Here is a 20,203-nt window from a genome sequence, read left to right as displayed (position 1 = left end):
CCATGAACCCCGCCTATTCCGTCATTTTCTTCACAAGCGCATCCGGTGCCGGTTATGGCGCCATCGTCTGGCTTGTCGTGCTCGCACTGGTCGGTTTCGTTCCCCTGACCGCGGCGCTCGGTGCGTCGGTGATCATCGTGTCTCTGGCCCTGATCACCGCGGGCCTCCTTTCATCGACCTTTCACCTGGGACATCCCGAGCGCGCCTGGCGGGCGTTGAGCCAATGGCGATCGTCATGGCTGTCGCGCGAAGGTGTGGCCGCGCTCATGACCTATGTACCGATACTGATCTTCGCCGTGGGATCCTTGTTCTTTGGCGCATATGACGCCATCTGGATCTGGGCCGGCCTGATTGCCGCACTGCTCTGTCTCGCTACCGTGGGCTGCACGGGCATGATCTATGCCAGCCTTCGCGCCATCCCGCGCTGGTCGACACCGCTGGTCGTGCCTCTCTATATCGCCTTCGCCATGTCCTCGGGCGCCGTCCTCGTGATCGCGATCGCGTCGGTATTCTGGCCCACACCCGGCCTTGTTGCCTGGTGTGCCGCCGTGATTACGCTCGCGACATGGATGCTGAAAATCGCCTATTGGCGCCAGATCGACAACGCACAACCTGTCGCCACCGCTGAATCGGCGACAGGCCTCGGCGCGATCGGCAAAGTCCGGCTGCTGGAATCGCCGCACAGCAGCGAGAACTACGTCATGCGAGAGATGGGCTACACAATCGCCCGCAAACACGCCGCACGACTGCGCAGGATCGCGCTTCTTGTCGGCGGCGTGACAACCTCCCTCGCCCTGGTCATCGCTGGCCTCCTGGCGGCCCCGTATGCCACGGCAGCATCGTTCGTCGCGTTGATATGCGCGACCATTGGCATTCTGATCGAGCGCTGGCTGTTTTTCGCCGAAGCGCAGCATGCGGCCTCCCTCTACTACGGCGCTTCAGAGGTCTAGAGAGAGGTCATGGCTGAAGTCATCTGTGTTGGAATCGCATTTCTCGACCACGTGTTCGAAGGTGATTTCGAACTGGCCGGCGGGGACCTCGCATTCGCACACGACTTCAATCAGTACGGCGGCGGCACGGCGGCAACCGCGAGCGTCACCGTTGTTCGTCTGGGCGGTTTCTCCACCTTCTGGGGCCGGCTTGGCGACGATGAAACGGGCCTGCAGGTACTCGACGGCCTCAAGCGACACGGGGTGCAGACCGAGCAGGTGCGTCTCGTTCCGGGTGGCCAGTCGCCGGTCTCGTCGATCCTCATCAATGGGGACGGCGAACGCCATGAAACCATTTTCGCCGGGCGAGACCTGGATACGGACGCGAGTTGGCTGCCATTCGGTCGGATCGAGGATACGAGTGCCATTCTGGTTGACCCGTGCTGGCCCGAAGCTGCCATGTCCGCGCTCCAGAGCGCATATGACCACCGAATTCCTGCAATCCTAGACGGCGAAGCCGGTCGCAATGCCGTTCCCCGTGAAATGATCGAAATGGCGAGCCACGTGGTCTTTTCGCGCGCCGGGTTGCTGCAATATTCGGCCGTGGCGGACATGCAAGCCAGCCTCGAAGCGGTCGCCGCAACAACGGAAGCGCGGGTCAGTGTCACTGCCGGATGGGACGGTTTCAGCTGGCTGGACGAAGAAGGCAAAATGCACAGCATCGCCGCGCTGGACCTCCCCGTGATCGACAAGCTGGGCGCCCGGGATGTATTTCTCGGCGCGTTTGCGCTGGCCATCGGCGAGGAAAAGGATATGGCTTTGGCGGCGCAATTTGCCAACACCGCCACCGGTCTCAAATGCTCGAAACCCGGCGGCCGCGGGGCCATCCCGTGCCGGGCGGAAATCTGGGAAATCCTGGACGGCGCAACCTCCGCCTGACCGACCCTAGCCTGCGAGCGCCGGCATCCGGATCGGCCCTTCGATGGACTGGCTCACGAACTGGCGCACATAGGCGTTGTCCGTCTCATCGAGTTCGGCGACGGGCCCACGCCACACAACACGACCTTCATGCAGCATCGCAACATGGTCGGCGATCCTACGCACAACGGCAAGATCGCTGACGATCGATATCGCCGTCGCCCCCAGATCGTCGACACGGTCATTGATCAGGTCACTGATGATATTGCTCATGATCGGATCGAGGCCCGCGGTCGGCTCGTCGAGAAACAGAATTTCCGGATCTGTCGCAATGGCGCGCGCCAGACCGGTGCGTTTCTGCATGCCGCCCGAGAGTTCGGACGGCGAAATATCCGCCGTGTCTGGCGACAGTCCCACCTGCCTCAACTTCTCGATCGCGATATCCCGTGCGTCACCTCGTGACGTGCCCGGTTCCTGCAGCAGGCGGAAGGACACGTTTTCCCAGACGGTCAAACTGTCGAACAGACCCTGACGCTGAAACAACACGCCGAAGCGACGCATCCATTCCATACGCTGGCTTTCCGGCATGCCGACGGTCTCGACACCATCGACTTCGATCGAACCCGTATCGGGAACGATCAATCCGAGAATGCATTTGAGCAGCAGCGATTTCCCGCTGCCCGATCCGCCAATCAACACAAGCGATTGCCGCGGCGCCAGCCGGAGGTCCACCGCATCGAGGGCCCGCAGCCCGTCGAAACTGCGTGTCACCCCGGCCAGGCGGATTTTCGGCGTGTCGTCGCTTTCGGTCACTGCATTGTCGGCATCGTTAGGCTGTGACCTTCACGCACACCGGATTTGGGCCAGCGGGATGTGACAGCCTTCAGCCGCGTGTAAAACCGGACCCCCTCCATGCCATGCATGTGGGTATCGCCAAACAGGGACCGTTTCCAGCCACCGAAGCTGTGATAGGCGACCGGCACCGGGATCGGCACATTCACGCCGACCATGCCGATCAGCACCCGTTCGGCGAAGTCGCGCGCGGCGTCCCCGTCCTTGGTGAAGATCGCGGTGCCGTTGCCGTACTCATTGCGGTTCACCATGTCGAGCGCAGACTCATAGTCTTTCGCCCGGACGAGCGCGAGGACCGGCCCGAACACTTCTTCGGTGTAGATGCTCATGTCCTCGGTCACATGGTCGAACAGCGTACCGCCCATGAAGTAGCCATTCTCGTAACCCTGAAGCTTGAGACCGCGGCCGTCCACCGCGAGGGTCGCGCCATCGGCAACACCCTGATCGATCAGGCTCAGGATCCGATCATGGGCCTGTTTGGTCACGACCGGGCCCATCTCAATATCCGAGGCCGATCCGGGGCCGATCTTGAGCTCTTCAATCTTCGGCACCAGTTTCTCAACCAGCGCATCAGCCGTATCGTCCCCGACCGCGACAGCGACCGAGACGGCCATGCACCGTTGGCCGGCGGAGCCGTATCCCGCGCCGATCAATGCGTCGCTGGCCTGATCCAGATCCGCATCGGGCATCACGACCATATGGTTTTTCGCGCCGCCAAGGGCCTGTACGCGTTTCCCGTGCTCGGCAGCCGTCGCGTAGATGTAGGAGGCCACCGGGGTCGAGCCGACAAAGGAAACGGCATCGACATCGGCATGGGTCAGGAGCGCATCGACGGCCTCCTTGTCGCCGTTGACCATGTTGATCACCCCTTCGGGCACACCGGCTTCATGGGCGAGCTCGACCAGCCGGAACGGACATGACGGGTCACGTTCCGACGGCTTGAGGATGAAGGTATTTCCGCAGGCGATCGACAGCGGGAACATCCAAAGCGGGATCATGGCCGGAAAATTGAACGGGGTAATGCCCACACACACACCGACTGCTTGGCGCATGGAATACGCGTCCACGCCGGATCCGACATCTTCGGTGAAGTCTCCGCGCAGCAGGTGCGGGATGCCGCAGGCGTACTCGACGACCTCGCGACCGCGCAGGATGTCACCCTTGGCGTCCTCGATCGTCTTGCCGTGTTCGAGGGTAATCAGCTCGGCCAGTTCATCGGTGTGCTGCAGGATCAGCTCGTTGAAGCGAAACATGACCCGGGCGCGCCGCAGAGGCGGCGTCGCCGACCATTCGGGCAATGCGGCCTTTGCCGCGGCGACGGCCGAATCCACATCCGCGCCGCTCGCCAGATGAACCTGCGCCACCTGCTCGCCCGTCGCCGGATTGAACACGGGTCCCATACGATCGGATGTGCCGGCAGAGGCCGCGCCGTTAATCCAGTGGTCCAAGGTTTTCATAACCGATTTCTCCTCCGTGGGCGCGAACGCCTCTGTTCGGGTATCCGATTGTACGGATGTGCCCTTTGATTATAGCCGGGTAACTGGAACAGGGGGACTCCCGGCAAGCGACGGAAAGCCGCGCTTCAGGCGTCGCCGGCCTGGGGGGCAAGATTGCTCAGCTTGCCGCGAAAGAAAACCAGCGGCTCGCCGTCCTGAACGTCGAAACGCTCGACTTCGCCAACAATGATCACGTGATCTCCGCCGTCATGATGCACCACGTTTCGGCATTCGAATCGCGCCAGGCAACCATTGATGAGAGGCGCACCACCCAGACCCTCGCCACATTCCAGGTCGGCGAATTTATCAACGCCGGTCTTCGCGAATGCCATGCATTCCTCGCCCTGATCCTTGCTCAGTATATGCACACAAAAGTGGCTTGCCGCCTCGAGTATCTGAAGGCTCGCCGAGTTCCGATCGAGGCTCCATAGAATCAGCGGCGGATCGAGCGATACCGAATTGAACGAGCTGGCGGTAACCCCGACCAGATCACCGTTCTCGCCCTTGGCCGTAATGATCGTGACCCCGGTCGCGAAGTTGCCCAATGCGTTACGAAACTCGCGACTGTCGATGGTTGCTTCCGGCATAGCCAATACCTCTTATTCTCCGGGTTATCCAGGCGCCGAAGGCCGGGAAAACGATAGAGTCGAGATGTACCGCTGACAGGTCGGGGAATGCAACCGCCTGAGGACTTCAAGATCACTTAGTGGGCGCCAGACCGATGTATGCCAAGAATAATCCGTTTCACGCGGACCAACGCCCGTTCGATATGGCGAGCCGTCATAGTCTGCATACTTCAGTGGCAGCGTCCGATTGACGGCATCGGCGCCGCCGCAAGTAATAAAATTATGTAAATAAAACGGACTTATCAATTTAACATAGTAATATATTCCAAATTTCTGGCACAATTATGGAATATATACGCAAATTACAAAATATTATACAGTATATAAGAAAGTTTCCTTAGCATTTTTTATTATATATACTTAATTTTGTACACTTGTACTGTATTCGCCTCCTTGACAGATTTCGAACATGTTGTGTGATACTCCTCGGCGCCCACGAAATGTTGTGGTCCGAAGGCTTGTAAGTCTGAATTAACTCATAAGGGGGAAAAAATGCCCGAAAATATGATCGACAAGTTCAAGAAGGCGGTCGGCCAGCTCACCGAGCTTGGCCTCCTGCTCATCGCCCTCGCGATCGTGCTTGATATCCTGACCACCGGAGAATTGCCGTTCTTCGGAGGCGTCGTGAGTGAGCTGATCAGCCTGATCCAGACACTCGGCGACAACGGTGTGGTCGGTCTGATCGCGGTCGCGATCATTCTCTGGTTGTTTGCCAAAAGAAATCCGAGTTAGAGCGCTTACGCCGCCGGGGCTGCCACAGGGCGGACCCGAAGGTAACGGATGAAATTTTGGAGCCGCTCCGGGCAGTCGCCTGGGGCGGTTTTCCGTTCCACAACCTTGAATCCGCATCAGGGCTTGGGCATGCTGCGCGGGTCAGTCCAGCCGGAGTTCTTCCATGCCCATGACCCCGCCGCGTGATGGCGTCGAAATCAACTTCGAGATACACGGGGACGGGCCGCCCCTGATCCTGGTGAGCGGTACGGGGCATGATCTCGGCTTCTGGGCGGGACAGATTCCGCACTTCGCGCCGAATTATCGCACGATCGTGTTCGACAATCGCGGTGTCGGCGCGTCCAGTGTTCCCGAGCGCGGCTACAGTCTGGCCGACATGGCCGACGACGCCGCGCATGTCCTCGACAGCGCGGGCATAGACCAGGCCCATGTGATGGGATTCTCGATGGGGGGGCATATCTCTCAGGAACTCGCCCTCAATCACCCCGACCGCGTCCTTAGTCTCGGAATCCACCACAGCTGGACCCGGAACGGCCCGCGGCTCAAGAAATTCCAGGAAACCCGGCTCTATCTGGCCCAGCATGACCAACGCGTGGCCTTGGCCGAAATCAGCATGCTGGCGCTGCACGCCAGCGCCTATTACGACGCCCATGTCGATGAGATGGACACCCACCGCCAGTTCCTGCTGGAAAAATCACCCGTCAACGCGGGCTGGATCGGCCAGCTCGAGGCCTGCATCCGGGGCGATACCTATGACCGCCTGCCATCCATTACCGTCCCGACACTCGTGACATGTTCCAATCTCGATCTGATCGCCTCGCCTCATCTGTCGGCCGAAATACATGCGCAGATCCCGGGGTCCGAGCTCAAGATACTCGAAGGGACCGGGCACGTGGCGCTGATGGAAGACCCTGACGGGTTCGCGGCTATCTGTCTCGAGTTCCTGCGGCGGGTGGCAGGCTAGCCTGCAGCCCCCTTGAGCCGGGGCCGGGACCGGTTGATACTTCGCCTACAAACCGGTGGCCAACACCGGACTCATAGGGAGGACCGTCCATGCTTGGATGCATCATGGACAAACCGTTGCTGATTTCCAGCCTGCTCGAGCACGCCGATTTCACATCGGGTGACCGCGAAATCGTGACCCGTACGGTCGAGGGCCCGATCCACCGCTACACCTACCGTGACGCCCACAAGCGCGCGCGCCAGCTCGCCAACGCCCTGCGGGCGCTCGACGTGAAACTGGGTGATCGGATCGCCACCATGGCCTGGAATACCCACCGCCATTTCGAAATCTACTATGCCGTGTCGGGGATCGGCGCCGTCACCCACACGCTGAACCCCCGCCTGCATTCGAGCCAGCTCACCTACATCATGAATCATGCCGAAGACGCCTTCGTCTTCGTCGATGCAAACCTCATTTCCCTGATCGAGAATGTGGCCGACGAACTGCGCGGGCTGAAAGGCTTGATCGTCATGACAGATCGCGCGCACATGCCCGAGACCGGGCTGCCGAACGTCCATTGCTACGAAGAACTGATCGACGGCCACTCAGACGACCTGACCTGGCCGGAGTTCGACGAGAACACCGCCTCGTCGCTCTGTTACACGTCGGGCACGACCGGCAACCCCAAAGGCGCGCTGTTCAGCCACCGATCGACCATGATCCACGCCTACGCCTCCGCGCTGCCCGATGTGCTGAATATGGGTGAAAGCGAGGTCATCCTGCCGGTGGTCCCCATGTTCCACGTCAACGCCTGGGGCATCCCCTATGGTGCGACGATGGTGGGGGCAAAGCTCGTGTTTCCCGGACCGAAACTCGACGGCGCCAGCATTCACGAACTGCTGATCGAGGAAGACGTCACATTCGCCGCAGGTGTCCCGACGATCTGGCTCATGCTGTTGGCGCACTGGCGTGAGGCATCGACGCACGCGCCCGCACTCAAACGCACCGTGATCGGCGGCTCCGCCTGCCCGGAATCGATGATCCGCGAGTTCCAGGACGACTATGGCGTCGAGGTCCGGCACGCCTGGGGCATGACCGAGATGAGCCCCCTCGGCACCGTCTCCATTCCCAAACCATCGATGACCGACAAGACGACACGGCTGCGACAGCAGACCAAGCAGGGACGTCCGGTGTTCGGAGTCGAGATGCGGATCACAGACGATGCCGGCAAGGCACTGCCCCATGACGGAAAGGCCTTCGGAGACCTGCAGGTTCGCGGCCCCTGGATTATCGACAATTACTTCAAGCTGGAAAATTCCGAAGTACGCAACACCGAAGGCTGGTTCGCCACGGGCGACGTCGCCACCATCGATCCCGACGGCTATATGGAGATCACGGACCGGTCCAAGGACGTCATCAAATCAGGAGGAGAATGGATCAGCTCGATCGAGATCGAGAACCTCGCCATGAGCCATCCGGATGTCGCCCAGGCGGCCGTCATCGGCGTTCCCCACCCGAAATGGGACGAGCGCCCCCTTCTGATCGTCGTGCCCGCCGCCGAAGAACAGCCGAGCCATGCGGAATTGACGGCGTTCATGCGCGACAAGCTGGCCAAATGGTGTTTGCCGGATGACACGGTCTACATCGACGAGCTGCCGCTGGGCGCGACGGGCAAGGTTCTCAAGACCAGGCTACGCGAGCAGTTTGGCGACCATCAACTGCCGGACGCTTAGCCCCGCACGGTCGGGCAGACATGCCAGGACATCACGGAAAGACGACATATCATGGCCGACGCCCCAGACATCGACGAGCTGCTGCAACTTCGCTTTGACGACGCGCCACAGGATATCCCAGACGCACCGGATGCCGCGCTCTGGCATTCCATCGCCAACCACCAATCCTGCCGCAGTTACACGGACACGCCCTTGAGTCCCGATCTGGTTCGCCAGCTATGTGCGCTCGCGCTCGCGTCCCCGACCAAGAGCGATCTCCAGCAGCGCGATATCATTATCGTGGAGGATCCGGACAAGCGCGCCGCGATCAATGCGCTGTTCCCGGGCAGCCCCTGGATCGCCGACGCGCCGGTGTTTCTCGTCTTCTGTGGCAACAACCGTCGCCTGCGCCAGATCCACGAGCGCCACGGCCACCCGTTCGAAAATGATCATCTCGACGCGTTTTTCAACGCCGGCGTGGACGCCGGGATCGCGCTGTCCGCATTCGTGCTGGCCGCCGATGCCGCGGGGCTCGGCACCTGTCCGATCAGCACCATTCGCGACCATCTCGAGACGGTCAACGCGTTGCTCGGCCTGCCCGACTGGGTATTCCCCGTGGCCGGCATGACCCTGGGCTGGCCGGCCCGCACACCGAGGATCAACTTGCGCCTGCCGCTTGCCGCCACCGTCCACACAGATACCTACGACGACGACGTCCAGTGGGATGCGATCGAGGCCTATGACGCGCGGCGCGCGAATCTCCGCCCCTATGGGTCACAGCGAGAACCCGACCGTTTCGGCACCCGCGACCCCTACACATGGTCCGAAGACAAGGCGCGCCAATACAACGAGCCCCAGCGCACCGATTTCGGCGCCTATATTCGCAAAAAAGGTTTCAAGCTGAACTAGGCTTCCTACTCGGCCGGCGCCGTGGCGAACCGCAACGCGGGCAGCAGCGACGCGGCGGTCAGAATCCCGACAGCCGTGATTGCCAGCAGCACGAACAGGGTATCGAATCCCCAGCGCCCGTGTATCCAGCCGATGAGCGGCACCGAAGAGGCGATGATCGAGAAGTTGATCGTGTAGCGCAGGGCGTAAACCCGCGCCCGCCAGTCGCTGCGCGCGACACGACCAATCAGTACATCGTTGATCGGGATCTGACTGAAGACGGCGAACATGAACGCCACGGCGACCAGCAAGGCGCTCCAACCCGACAGACCCGGCATCAGCGAGAACAGAGCGGCCTGCAGGGCCGCCACGACCATGAACACGCGACGCACGGGCATACGGTCCACAAGGTATCCCACGACGAGCTGGCCAACCGAAGCAATCGCGAAGGCCAGGAACGCATAGGACCCGACCGCGGTTGCGGACACGGCCAGATCGCCGAGCTGCTCATCGAACACCTTCGGCAGACTGAATGTGGTGCTCTGAAAAATCAGCCCACCCAGCGACGATGTGACGAGGACGATGACAAGCACCCGGATCATGGTTCCCCGATCAAGCGTCAGAGATGCGGCGCCACCGACGGCATCCGGCCGTGCACGCGCCTGTGCCTCATGGCTGCGCCCGCGCACCACGGCGATGTAGACAAGGCCCAGGGCCATGGAGACGAGGCCCGGCCAGACGAATGCGGACCGCCAGCCGATATTGTCGATCAGCAACGCCGTGATCAAAGCCGCCGACGCGACTCCGAGATTGCCGAAAACACCGTTCACCGCGATCGGCACCCCGGTTCGCGTACGTCCGTGTACGACCAGCGCAATACCGACCGGGTGATAGATCGCCGCGAACATGCCGATGGCGAAGAGGCCGAACGCCATCTGCAGGGGCGTATCGGCGAGTGCAGTCAAGGCAGAGGATGCGCCGATACCGATGAAGAAAACCGCCATCATTCCTTCGCGGCTCCATCGGTCGGCGAGCCAGCCGGCGGGGATAGTGAAGACCGCAAACGCGATGAATCCCGGCGTCGCATAGGTTATCAGCTGTCCGTAGCTCATTCCCCAATCGCGCGAGAGTGCCAGCGCCGCCGCGGTCGCGAAGATGAGCATGAACAGATGGTCGAAGAAGTGACCGACGTTCAGCAGCAGGAAATGCGCACCTTCGCGATTGAGCAAGACCGGCTCCTACCAGACGGACCAGCCGGCATCGACGATCACCGTCTCGCCGTGGATCATGCGTGAATCCTCCGTCGCCAGAAACACGGCCGTGCCGGTCATGTCCTCGGGGTCGATGAAATCTATTCCCGTCGGCGTGAAGGTCTTCATCAGCTCCATATACTCCTCGTTGCCGGGACCGCGCAGATGCGCGTTGAGCGGCGTCGCAACGTTACCCGGTGCGATGGAATTGACGTTGATCTTTTCCTTGCCGAGTTCGGCGGCAAGCGCGCGGGTCATGTTCACGACCCCACCCTTGGACGCGCAATATCCCGGGCAGTTCGGAAACGCGCCGGTACCGGCGATTGATGAGATATTGACCACCTTGCCGCCGTCATTCTCGCGGAAATGCGGTACGAGGCTCTTCACCATGAAGAAATAGCCCTTGAGGTTGAGATCGAGCTGCTCATCCCAGATTTCTTCGGTCGTTTCCATCACGGGAACGGTGCGGAACACACCCGCATTATTCACCAGAATATCAACCCGGCCGAACTCCGCGATAACGTCCGCCACCAATTTCTCGATGTTCTTAACCTTGGACACGTCGGACTTGAACGCCTTGCCCTTGCCGCCGGCATCCGTGATCTCCTTGATGATCCCGGCCGCGCCCGCATCGTTACTCTTGTAGACCGTGGCGACGGTCGCACCCTCTGCCGCATAGCGTTTGGCGATTGCCGCGCCGATACCGACCGAACCACCCGTGACGATGGCCACCTTGTCTTTCAAACGCATCTGAATTCTCCCTCTTTCCTGAATTTTCGGACCGGCCCTCAAGCCGATCGCAGTTCCGTTGTCCGCGCGACATCGACGGACATGCCGTCCGCGATGGCCACGCCATAAACCTCTTCCGCCCGCGCTGGGCTGACGATGCCCTCGCGCACATCATGCAGCACCCGGTCGGGATCGCGAGACCGGGGGTCACCATACCCCCCGCCCCCCTGTGCGATCGAGACCAGGGTCTCACCGTCCTCGATCCAGACGATCGAACATTGCTCGAGCACCTCGAGATCCTTGTTGCGTGTCGCCTTGAACTGGTTCGACCGTGCCGCCGGCATTCCGGCGCGAGCACCCTGGGGCACGTGGATGTTCCCATCATGCACGAAACCCGCCTCCATGCGGCAGTCGATCGGCCCATACTCCACTTCGATGCCCGGGGCCCCGCGATGACGACCCGCCCCCTCGCTGTCGGGGATCAGGCGGCGGGTGTGGACATGGATCGGCGTGTAGACCTCGTCCAGCTCGACGGAATCGATGAAGCACATGCCGCCGTTCCCGACATGGAGCATGGTCAGCCAGGCATCCTGATGGGGGGCGCCCGCACCGGCGGTATGCCCGAGAAACAGCTGGTTCACATAAGGTTTGCCGTTGCGCGGATCGGTGCCCGAGACCACCGCCGTCGAGGGCGGGCAAAAGCAACCCACCTCGCCCATGCCGAACCCGTCGCCCATTTCCGCCATCGCACGCTGCGTCGCGGAGACAATGCGGTCGGCCAGGTTTGTGGTCGACGCCGAACAGCTGATGGGGTGACGCGGAATGCCGACCACACCCGCATCTTTCAGATGCAGTTCGATGCGACGCAGGGATCCTGCATTCTTCGGCACCGTGTGATCGATCGAGTTGAAAATGCCTATATATGCCGCCGTGCGCGTACAGGATTCCGAGACATTGAGGCCACAGTTCATCTGATCCGCATTGTCGCGCAGATCGACCGTGATCCGCCCGGCATCGGGATCGACGGTAACTTCGGACGTGACGGTGATCCCCTCGTCCGGTGTGCCCGGTATCGCGTCATGGGTGGATTGGGCCGATGCCTTCCCTTTCGGCACGACGCCGATGGCGTCGGCCATGCGTTTTTCCGAATATTCGAACCACTGTCCGGTGAAGGCATGCAGCGTGTCCCAACCCATCTCCTGGCCCAGCGCCAGAAGCTCGCGTTCTCCGATCAAGGCCGAGCCCAGCATCGCCAGAAAATCGCCATGCCATTGTTCCGGCACCCGGATTCGCAGCTGGCACATCCGCACGATGTCCTCGACGGTTTCGTAGTCCTTGAGCACCTGGACCGCCGGAAAAATCAGCGCGCCTTCCTCGTAAACATCGCGTGCCGTGCCGTGATAGGTCGTCGGGATCGAGTTGCCGATATCGGCCTGATGGGCCTTGGCCAGGACCGTGAAGTGGTGGACCCCGACATCGTCGATCACCGGCATGATGATCGTGTGGTCGGCCGGATGGGAACAGCCGTGGTAGGGCGAGTTGTGCAAGAACGCATCGCCCTTCTTCAGCTCCGGATGAAATTCCTTCATGGAGCGCGCCATGATGTCCGGACCGGACAGCACGTGGATTGGCAGGCTCTCGGCCACGGCCAGCAGGTCGCAATCCGCCGTCAGTATGCAGCAGGAAAAATCCTTCGCCCGGTTGAGCACGCCGGATCGTCCTGTCCGAAGCAGGGTGTTGCCCATCTTCGAGGAGATGCCCTCGAACCGGTTGGCCATGATGGCGAGTTGCGCGCCGTCGAGTTGCTTGTCTGTCATGGCCTCAACCTCTTTCCTATGGCCGCATCAGAAGGCTGCCGGATGCCGTCCGCTCGAACATTGTCTCGCCGTCTGCGATGACGGTCGTGAAAGGGGATTCGACGATGGCCGGCCCCTGAAACTGCCGGCCTGCCGCCATCGTCTCGAAATCATGCACCACCGCATCGACCGCGCCGTCACCGGCGAAATAGACCCGCCGTGTGCCGGAGACATCATGCCCCTTGCCGACGCCGAGGCGGCCGGGGCCGCCTTCCCGCAATCCGCACCGCGCGGTGACGGTCCAGCCGACATACTCGACAACCGAGCCTGGATCCCGGATTGCGAAGATCCGTTCATGCATTGCATGAAATGCCTCGTTCAACGCGTCGAGCTGTTGGTCGTCGCTGAACCGGTCAGTCGAAAGCGGTACTTCGATCTCCCACACCTGGGAGGCGTAGCGCGCCTCGACGGCGAACTCGACTTGCGACGACACCGCGTTCGCACCCGGGCCATCGATGAAGGCTCGGGCTTCGGCGCGCAACCCATCGAGGGTCCGGTTGACCCCATCCCGGTCGAACGCGTCAGACGTGGTGAAGAAGGTCGCGCGATACTCGTTCGTCAGATCGGTCATCAATGCGCCCGCGGCGCTCAGGCCCGCACCGGTTTCCGGGATCAGCAACGTGGGGCATCCCAGCCGCCGTGCGATGTAGATGGAGTTCAGGCCGGCAGCGCCGCCGCCACCGATGAGGACTGCATCCGCCGGGTCGATGCCCTGATCGACGGTGATATCCGAAATTGCCTGAACCATATTCTCGGTTGCGACACTGAGGATTGAGGCCGCCGCCACCTCGACCGAAAGGCCGAGCGGCGTTGCCACATGATCCTCAATCGCCGTGCGCGCGCCCGCCGCATCTAGGTCCATGGTTCCGCCCAGAAAATAGCCCGGATCGAGGTAGCCAAGCGTTACGCAGGCATCCGTCACCGTGGGTTCGCTTCCGCCTGCGCCGTAGCAGACCGGTCCCGGCACGGCACCGGCGCTTTGCGGGCCGACATGCAGCAAGCCGCCCGCATCGACCCAGGCGATGGAGCCGCCCCCGGCACCGACGCTCTTGATGTCGATCGAGGGAAACCCGGTCATGTGGCCCCGATAGGGCTGCCCGATCCAGGTTTCCTTGGTCAGGGGGATACGCCCGTCGCGCACGAGGCTGACGTCATAGGTCGTCCCGCCCGTATCCGCGATGATGACGTTCGATGAGGCCGAATCGATATCCGCATAATTACGGCCGGCGATCGGCGCCATCGACGGCCCGGAGTTGATCGCATGGATCGGCTTTTGCGCCAGATCGCTGGCATCGAGCATCCCACCCTGGGACGTCAGGACGAGAGTACGCCCCTTGAAGCCGGCGGCCGCAAGGCGTTCGGTCAGCCCGCCAAGATATTTGCCCATCAGCGGTTTCAGGGACGCATCGATCGCCGTTGCCGACGCGCGGCGATACTCACGCAAGGCCGGATTGATCTGGTGCGAAAGCGTGTACGGCACGCCTGGCAGATGCTTTTCCAACAATTCGCCCACGCGCAGTTCATGCGCCGGGTTGGAGATCGACCAGAGAAAACAGACGGCGACAGCCTCGACGTCGGCGTCCTTCAGTTTTCCGATGATCTCCACCGTCGCGGCTTCATCGAGCGGGGTGTGTGCCTCCCCTGCGCTGTTCACCCGTTCCGGCACCTCGAAAGTCAGCGCGCGCGGGACATAGGGTTCGGGATAGGGTGCCACGAAGTTGAAGGGCTCGATCCGTCCGCCCTCACGCAAAACCAGAATGTCGGGGTGCCCCGATGTCGTCAGAAAGGCCGTTCGCGCCGTATTACCGGTAATGATCGCATTGATGGCATGGGTGGTGCCGTGGATGAGCATCTCGCCGCGGGCCAGCAAGTCGCCAAGCGGGATACCGAGGTCGGTCGCGGCGAGTGCCAGCGCGTCCAGAACGCCTTTCACCGGGTCGGAAGGTATCGTCGATGCCTTGTACATGGACAGGGCACCATCATCGTCCTCGACGATCAGATCCGTGAACGTGCCCCCGGTGTCGCAAGCAAACCGCATCAAATCATTCCCTCAACAAACAAGCGCGGATTGAAGCACTCCGAAGGCCATGTTCATAGGGTTTGTCGCAATCAAATGGGACGGGAAACCCTTCATTCCGGTTGACGCCTCCGGATCGGCGGCGGATGCTTCTTTCCCACCAAGCTGGCGCTCAAGTTCGGCTCTACAGGGATGGAAAATGACGCTGCACCCGCAAGCGCAGGCGGTCCTCGATTTGCTCAATCAGGCGCCGACACCGCTCAAGGACATGCCGCCGGCAGAAGCGCGTGCGGCCTATGACCGGTTTATTGTGCCTCGAAATTTCGACTCCGTGCCGGTCGGCAATGTCGAGGACCGGCAGATTCCGGGTGCCGACGGAGAAATCCGTGTGCGCATCTACACGCCCGAAGCCGATACCGGTCCCCTGCCCGTCTTCCTGTTCATCCACGGCGGCGGCTTCGTCATCGGCAGCATCGAAAGCCGGGACCCGCAATGCCGGCTGATCTGCCGCGACGTCCCGTGCATCGTCGTTTCTGTCGATTATCGGCTGGCACCCGAGCACCCCTACCCGGCTGCTCCCGAGGATTGTTGGGCCGCCCTGCAGTGGGTCCATGAAAACGCTGAAGAACTCGGCGGCGATCCGGCACGGATCGCCGTGGGCGGCGAAAGCGCGGGCGGGAACCTGGCGGCCGGCCTGGCGCTACGCGCGCGGGATGCCGGCGCGCCTTCCGTATCTGCGCAAATTCTGGTGTACCCCGTGACCGATATGTTCTTTGAACAGGATCTCCCGTCCTACGCGTTCCTCGACGAGGACTATTTCCTGACCCGCGATCAGATGGCCTGGTACTATGATTGCTATGCTCCCGGCGTGACGGCGACAGACGACATCCTGCTGTCTCCGTGCATGGCCGACGATCTGAGCGGATTACCGTTCACCCAGATCGTCACGGCGGAGTTCGATCCCCTGCGCGACGATGGTAAACGTTATGGTGAGCGACTCTTCGAGGCGGGGGTCGCCGTCGAATACAGCTGCATGGCCGGGATGATCCATGGCTACTGGCACTACGGCAAACTGATCGACGCTTCCGCCGAGGCGTTGAACCTTTCCATCGATGCCCTGCAACGCGCTTTTTCCGTCGGGAGTTAGAATTTCATGGATACAGACGCAATCAGTCAGGCCGCCACGGTCATTGCCGAAAACAGGCTGAACCGGACGAAACTCGACTCCTTGCCGGCCGACTACCGACCGCAAGACCTGAACGATGCCTACGCCGTGCAGGAGCGCCACAACGAAATTCTGGGCCGGCACGGCCTTGGCACTCTGGTCGGCTACAAGATCGGCTGCACGACGCCGGTGATGCAGGCATATATGGACATCCATGAACCGGCCTACGGCGAAGTCTTCGATTCAACCGTGCACCAGAATCACGCGGACCTTGTATTCGCGGACTATGTTAATCCCGGCGTGGAAACCGAAATAGCGGTGACCCTGGCCAAGGACATGCCCGCCGAAGGCGGCCCCTACACAAGAGACAGCGTCCGCGATGCCGTGGGTGCGGCGATGATCTCCATCGAACTCGTCGAGGCGCGTTACCGCAACTATCGGGAACTCGATACGCCGACCATGGCCGCCGACAACTTCTTCAACGCAGCCGTCATCCTGGGTGATCCGATCCCGAACTGGCATGACCTCGACCTCGCCGCCGTCGAAGGCACCGTCCTGCTGAATGGTGAACACCTCGGCACCGGGCTCGGGTCACTCATCATGGGTCATCCGCTCGAGGCGCTCGCCTGGCTCGCCAATCGCCTGGCCGAGCGCGGGCGCCATCTGAAAGCCGGTGAATTCGTGACTCTCGGTTCGGTCATTGCGACACACTGGGTCTCACAGGGTGACCGCATCGACCATTCCATTCCGGGCCTCGGCTCGGTTTCCATTAGTTTCGCGTAGTACCAAGCCGCACAGGACACAGGGAAAAGACATTCCATGAAAAGCTATCAGCTAGTCGCCGCAAACCAGCCCCTCGAACTGGTCGAGAGCGCGACCCCGGAACCCCAGGGCAGCGAAGTGTTGCTCCGGGTCACCGCCTGCGGCGTGTGCCATTCGGATCTGCATTTCTGGCACGGCTACTACGATCTGGGCGACGGCAACAAGATGACCCTGGAAGACCGCAACATCGAGTTGCCGTTCACCATGGGCCATGAACCCGTGGGTGAGGTCGTGGCGCTCGGCCCCGACGCGGCCGGGACTGTGCAAGTCGGCCAGACCTATCTCATTTTCCCGTGGCTGGGCTGCGGCGACTGCGCACGCTGTAACGAAGGCCGTGAGAACGACTGCGCCAACACCGCCCCCCTGGGCGTGCGGCGACCGGGTGGCTATGCCGACCACGTGATCATCCCCGACGAGAAATATCTCGTGGATATCGAGGGGGTTGACCCCCACTACGCCTGCACGCTCGCCTGTGCCGGAATCACGTCATACAGCGCCATCCGCAAGGCGAAGGAGATATCACCCGACGACAAGCTCGTGATCATCGGCGCGGGTGGTGTCGGGCTGACGGGCGTGGGCATCGCCGCCGATTACATCGCCAACGAGAAAATCGTGGTCGACGTGGACGAAGAGAAACTCGCCGCCGCGCGTGAAGCGGGCGCCGACCACACGATCAACCCCCTGCGCGAGGATGCAAGAGCAGAAATCGCCAAACTCACCACCGCCGGTGCGGGCGCCGTCGTCGACTTCGTGGCAAACACCGAGACCGCCAGCCTGGGCATCGACGTGATCCGCAGGGGCGGCAGCTATATCGCGGTTGGCCTGTATGGCGGACGGATCGACCTCCCGACGCTGGCGCTGCCGACCCGCGATATCGCCCTGCGCGGCTCCTATGTGGGCACGCTCAGCGAGATGCACGAGCTGATGGAACTGGTGAAGGCCGGCAAGGTCGACCCTATTCCCGTGGCGTCACGTCCCATGTCGGAAGTGACGGAAACCCTGCAGGATCTCGAAGACGGGCGAATCATCGGCCGCGTGGTCGTGGTGCCCGAGGGGGCCTGAACGCGCTAGCGGGTCATTTCCGCCACAACATGCAGCAATCCAGGGACCCGGGCTTCTGCTTCTTCAAGCTCCCAGGCCGGAAAAGCACCGGCGCGCGCACGCACACCCTGCTGCAGGGCGATGAGAGCCCAGCGCAAATGTGCGAAAACCTCCCAGAAACGGATGCGCTCGGGGTCCGGCATGTCCCCGCCGGCCGCGATATAGGCGTCATAGAAAACATGCCGGTCACCCAGCCCGCCGGCCTCCCGCGTCGGAGCCTCGCCGCGCCAGCATCGGGCACAAAACCATCCGATATCCTCATGCCGGTCGCCCCAGCCTGCGAACTCCCAGTCCAGCACGGCCGTTAACCGCCCGTTCTCGACGAGGAAATTTCCCGTCCGGAAATCCCGATGCACCAGCACAGCCGGCACCTCCTCGGGCTCATGAGTGCGCAACCAGGTGAGGCCGTCGGCAAGGCTGTGGGAAATCGGCCCCGGTATTTCATCGAGCGCATTCAACCAATCCGACAGCGTATTGATCCGAACAGACGGGGCATTCGTCAAGGCCGCGTCAGCAGTGTCCACCTTGTGTATCTGGGCAAGCGCCGCGCCCAGATCGCGCAAAAGCGCATCGTTGTCGGATCGGGCAATCAGATCACCGCGGCGCGCATCTCCCCGGCACAGGCGCGACACAAAAAAGGGCACTTCACCTTCACGGAACCAAAGCGGTTCGGGCACGGGAATGCCGGCGTCATACACGCGGCAAACCATGTCGTACTCATCCGACTTGGTGAGGCTCTCGGGCAACGGGATTTCAGGACCGGCGCGCAAAACATAGCTTTGCGCCGCGCCATCGGCATCCAGATCAACGCGCCAGTTATGCTGAATCGCGCCGCCCGGCAGTAATTCCGTAGTCACAATCGTGACATCCGTAGTGCCGAGACGCTCCCCGAACCAGCGGCTCAGCAGCGTATCCGGTATCGGCAATGACGGTGCAGGGCCGCCGGTCAGGCCGTCTGGCACTAGTCCCAACTCCAGAAATCCATGCCCTGGCCAAGCAGATTGCGCGCGACCACCATCTTGTGCACCTCCGACGCACCGTCGACCAGCTTGGCCTGGGGCGCGTAGCGGTACATCCACTCGAGCGGCAGATCCTTGGAGTAACCGCGCGCACCGTTGAGCTGAATAGCGGTCGCGATGGTCTTGTGCAGGATTTCCGAGACCCAGATCTTGGCCATCGAGACTTCCTTGCGGGACTGATCGCCGGTGTCGAGCTTGGCGGCCGCGCGCATTGTCAGCAACCGCCCGATCTCGATATCCATCCCCGCATCGGCGAGCATCCACTGGACACCCTCATGGTCGGCGAGGGTGGAGCCGAAATTCTCGCGGGTCTTCACATAATCGAGGCACTCCTCGACAGCCCGCTTCGACATGCCCAGCCAGCGCATGCAATGGGTCAGGCGCGCGGTTCCAAGGCGAATCTGTACCGACTTCATGCCCTCACCGACCTCCATCAGCCGGTTCTCATCGTCGATCTCCATGCCGTCGAACACGACCTCGCAATGCCCGCCATGCTCTTCCGGCCCCATGATCGGGATTCGCCGCACGATGTGCCAGCCCGGCTGGTCCTTGTGAAACAGGAAGGTCGTCAACGCCCCGCGTTTGTCGTCGGACGTGCGGGCGAGCAGTATGAAATGCTCGGAGCCCTCCGCCCCGGTGATGAACCACTTTCGCCCGTTGATGACCCACTTGTCGTTCCCGCTCGGCTCGGCGCGGGTCAGCATCATCGTCGGATCGGAGCCGGACCCCGGCGCGGGCTCGGTCATGACAATCGACGAGCGGATATCGCCATCGATGATCGGCTGGAGCCAGCGGTCCTTCTGATCTTCGCGCGCCACACGGTCGAGCAGGATCATGTTGCCGTCATCGGGTGCGGCACAGTTGAAGACCAGTGGTCCAAATCGCGAGCGCGCCGCCTCTTCATAGAAAGCCGCCATGCCAACGGTATCGAGGCCCAGACCACCGCGCGATATCGGCATCTGAGGCGCCCAGAGGCCCGCCGTTTTGGCCTTGGCCCGCAGCGCCTGTAACGGCACTTCGTCGATATTCTCATGGGCGTCGAAGTTCGCCTGATCCGCCTCGATGGGCATGACTTCATCGGCCACGAATTTCTGAACCCGCAGCCGCAGCGCCTCTTGCTCGCTCGAAAGTGCAAAATCCACGTCAGG

General features: G+C 61.8%; 18 protein-coding genes. 9 read left to right on the top strand and 9 right to left on the bottom strand.

Annotated elements, in window-relative coordinates; genetic code table 11:
* Positions 1 to 2: 2 nt before the first annotated feature.
* Together ABJ363_15525 and ABJ363_15520 are read left to right on the top strand one after the other, a co-directional pair.
* Positions 3 to 950: a DmsC/YnfH family molybdoenzyme membrane anchor subunit gene (locus ABJ363_15525; protein MEP4380404.1), complete on the top strand. Its 948-nt coding sequence runs from the start codon at positions 3 to 5 to the stop codon at positions 948 to 950.
* 9 nt (positions 951 to 959) lie between these two features.
* Positions 960 to 1,868, top strand: a complete 909-nt coding sequence (locus ABJ363_15520; protein MEP4380403.1) for a PfkB family carbohydrate kinase — start codon at positions 960 to 962, stop codon at positions 1,866 to 1,868.
* A gap of 6 nt (positions 1,869 to 1,874) precedes the next feature.
* On the opposite strand, the gene ABJ363_15515 is transcribed toward ABJ363_15520, so the two are convergent.
* From ABJ363_15515 to ABJ363_15505, 3 genes are all read right to left on the bottom strand, one after another.
* Positions 1,875 to 2,660, bottom strand: a complete 786-nt coding sequence (locus ABJ363_15515; GenBank protein MEP4380402.1) for an ATP-binding cassette domain-containing protein — start codon at positions 2,658 to 2,660, stop codon at positions 1,875 to 1,877.
* Positions 2,657 to 4,156: a CoA-acylating methylmalonate-semialdehyde dehydrogenase gene (locus ABJ363_15510; GenBank protein ID MEP4380401.1), complete on the bottom strand. Its 1,500-nt coding sequence runs from the start codon at positions 4,154 to 4,156 to the stop codon at positions 2,657 to 2,659. The genes ABJ363_15515 and ABJ363_15510 overlap by 4 nt, the downstream gene beginning before the upstream one ends.
* A gap of 125 nt (positions 4,157 to 4,281) precedes the next feature.
* The gene (locus tag ABJ363_15505; protein ID MEP4380400.1) at positions 4,282 to 4,782 is read right to left on the bottom strand and encodes a flavin reductase family protein; all 501 of its coding nucleotides are present in this window, start codon (positions 4,780 to 4,782) and stop codon (positions 4,282 to 4,284) included.
* A 531-nt stretch (positions 4,783 to 5,313) separates the two neighbouring features.
* Here ABJ363_15505 and ABJ363_15500 point away from each other — a divergent pair.
* The 4 genes from ABJ363_15500 (at position 5,314) to ABJ363_15485 (ending at position 9,117) form a co-directional block, all read left to right on the top strand.
* Complete coding sequence (locus ABJ363_15500; protein ID MEP4380399.1) at positions 5,314 to 5,553, top strand: hypothetical protein; 240 nt, start codon at positions 5,314 to 5,316, stop codon at positions 5,551 to 5,553.
* Between the two features lie 163 nt (positions 5,554 to 5,716).
* Positions 5,717 to 6,517, top strand: a complete 801-nt coding sequence (locus tag ABJ363_15495) for an alpha/beta fold hydrolase (protein ID MEP4380398.1) — start codon at positions 5,717 to 5,719, stop codon at positions 6,515 to 6,517.
* Positions 6,518 to 6,606: 89 nt separating this feature from the next.
* Positions 6,607 to 8,229 carry a 3-(methylthio)propionyl-CoA ligase gene (locus ABJ363_15490; protein MEP4380397.1) on the top strand — a complete coding sequence of 541 codons (1,623 nt, stop codon included), beginning with the start codon at positions 6,607 to 6,609 and terminating at the stop codon, positions 8,227 to 8,229.
* A gap of 51 nt (positions 8,230 to 8,280) precedes the next feature.
* Positions 8,281 to 9,117, top strand: coding sequence for a nitroreductase family protein (locus ABJ363_15485; GenBank protein MEP4380396.1), 837 nt, complete (start codon positions 8,281 to 8,283; stop codon positions 9,115 to 9,117).
* Between the two features lie 5 nt (positions 9,118 to 9,122).
* Here the strand turns inward: ABJ363_15485 and ABJ363_15480 are convergent, their stop codons facing one another.
* From ABJ363_15480 to ABJ363_15465, 4 genes are read right to left on the bottom strand one after another with little or no spacing between them, the layout of a single operon-like run.
* Positions 9,123 to 10,325: an MFS transporter gene (locus ABJ363_15480; GenBank protein MEP4380395.1), complete on the bottom strand. Its 1,203-nt coding sequence runs from the start codon at positions 10,323 to 10,325 to the stop codon at positions 9,123 to 9,125.
* A gap of 9 nt (positions 10,326 to 10,334) precedes the next feature.
* The gene (locus ABJ363_15475; GenBank protein ID MEP4380394.1) at positions 10,335 to 11,096 is read right to left on the bottom strand and encodes an SDR family oxidoreductase; all 762 of its coding nucleotides are present in this window, start codon (positions 11,094 to 11,096) and stop codon (positions 10,335 to 10,337) included.
* Positions 11,097 to 11,134: 38 nt separating this feature from the next.
* Positions 11,135 to 12,892 carry a hydantoinase B/oxoprolinase family protein gene (locus tag ABJ363_15470; protein ID MEP4380393.1) on the bottom strand — a complete coding sequence of 586 codons (1,758 nt, stop codon included), beginning with the start codon at positions 12,890 to 12,892 and terminating at the stop codon, positions 11,135 to 11,137.
* Between the two features lie 16 nt (positions 12,893 to 12,908).
* Positions 12,909 to 14,969, bottom strand: a complete 2,061-nt coding sequence (locus ABJ363_15465) for a hydantoinase/oxoprolinase family protein (GenBank protein ID MEP4380392.1) — start codon at positions 14,967 to 14,969, stop codon at positions 12,909 to 12,911.
* 178 nt (positions 14,970 to 15,147) lie between these two features.
* Here ABJ363_15465 and ABJ363_15460 point away from each other — a divergent pair, with 178 nt between their 5' ends.
* The 3 genes from ABJ363_15460 to ABJ363_15450 are packed head-to-tail and all read left to right on the top strand — an operon-like array spanning position 15,148 to position 17,997.
* The gene (locus ABJ363_15460; protein MEP4380391.1) at positions 15,148 to 16,095 is read left to right on the top strand and encodes an alpha/beta hydrolase; all 948 of its coding nucleotides are present in this window, start codon (positions 15,148 to 15,150) and stop codon (positions 16,093 to 16,095) included.
* Between the two features lie 6 nt (positions 16,096 to 16,101).
* Positions 16,102 to 16,896 (top strand): fumarylacetoacetate hydrolase family protein, encoded by a 795-nt coding sequence (locus tag ABJ363_15455; GenBank protein ID MEP4380390.1) that lies wholly within the window; start codon positions 16,102 to 16,104, stop codon positions 16,894 to 16,896.
* Between the two features lie 36 nt (positions 16,897 to 16,932).
* Positions 16,933 to 17,997: an alcohol dehydrogenase gene (locus ABJ363_15450; protein ID MEP4380389.1), complete on the top strand. Its 1,065-nt coding sequence runs from the start codon at positions 16,933 to 16,935 to the stop codon at positions 17,995 to 17,997.
* 5 nt (positions 17,998 to 18,002) lie between these two features.
* Here the strand turns inward: ABJ363_15450 and ABJ363_15445 are convergent, their stop codons facing one another.
* Positions 18,003 to 18,998: a phosphotransferase family protein gene (locus tag ABJ363_15445; GenBank protein MEP4380388.1), complete on the bottom strand. Its 996-nt coding sequence runs from the start codon at positions 18,996 to 18,998 to the stop codon at positions 18,003 to 18,005.
* Complete coding sequence (locus tag ABJ363_15440) at positions 18,998 to 20,197, bottom strand: acyl-CoA dehydrogenase family protein (protein ID MEP4380387.1); 1,200 nt, start codon at positions 20,195 to 20,197, stop codon at positions 18,998 to 19,000. Before ABJ363_15440 ends, ABJ363_15445 begins: the two co-directional genes overlap by 1 nt.
* Positions 20,198 to 20,203 lie beyond the last annotated feature (6 nt).

This window comes from Alphaproteobacteria bacterium, from assembly GCA_039980135.1.
GTDB lineage: Bacteria > Pseudomonadota > Alphaproteobacteria > UBA6615 > UBA6615 > UBA8079.
Note: the sequence above shows the minus strand (reverse complement) of the source record. Positions and strands in the feature narration are given on the sequence as shown.

Coding starts and splice junctions, on each gene's coding strand:
- ABJ363_15525 (MEP4380404.1), top strand. CDS start 3: ATGAACCCCGCCTATTCCGTCATTTTCTTCACAAGCGCATCCGGTGCC.
- ABJ363_15520 (MEP4380403.1), top strand. CDS start 960: ATGGCTGAAGTCATCTGTGTTGGAATCGCATTTCTCGACCACGTGTTC.
- ABJ363_15510 (MEP4380401.1), bottom strand. CDS start 4,156: ATGAAAACCTTGGACCACTGGATTAACGGCGCGGCCTCTGCCGGCACA.
- ABJ363_15505 (MEP4380400.1), bottom strand. CDS start 4,782: ATGCCGGAAGCAACCATCGACAGTCGCGAGTTTCGTAACGCATTGGGC.
- ABJ363_15500 (MEP4380399.1), top strand. CDS start 5,314: ATGCCCGAAAATATGATCGACAAGTTCAAGAAGGCGGTCGGCCAGCTC.
- ABJ363_15495 (MEP4380398.1), top strand. CDS start 5,717: ATGCCCATGACCCCGCCGCGTGATGGCGTCGAAATCAACTTCGAGATA.
- ABJ363_15490 (MEP4380397.1), top strand. CDS start 6,607: ATGCTTGGATGCATCATGGACAAACCGTTGCTGATTTCCAGCCTGCTC.
- ABJ363_15485 (MEP4380396.1), top strand. CDS start 8,281: ATGGCCGACGCCCCAGACATCGACGAGCTGCTGCAACTTCGCTTTGAC.
- ABJ363_15475 (MEP4380394.1), bottom strand. CDS start 11,096: ATGCGTTTGAAAGACAAGGTGGCCATCGTCACGGGTGGTTCGGTCGGT.
- ABJ363_15470 (MEP4380393.1), bottom strand. CDS start 12,892: ATGACAGACAAGCAACTCGACGGCGCGCAACTCGCCATCATGGCCAAC.
- ABJ363_15465 (MEP4380392.1), bottom strand. CDS start 14,969: ATGCGGTTTGCTTGCGACACCGGGGGCACGTTCACGGATCTGATCGTC.
- ABJ363_15460 (MEP4380391.1), top strand. CDS start 15,148: ATGACGCTGCACCCGCAAGCGCAGGCGGTCCTCGATTTGCTCAATCAG.
- ABJ363_15455 (MEP4380390.1), top strand. CDS start 16,102: ATGGATACAGACGCAATCAGTCAGGCCGCCACGGTCATTGCCGAAAAC.
- ABJ363_15450 (MEP4380389.1), top strand. CDS start 16,933: ATGAAAAGCTATCAGCTAGTCGCCGCAAACCAGCCCCTCGAACTGGTC.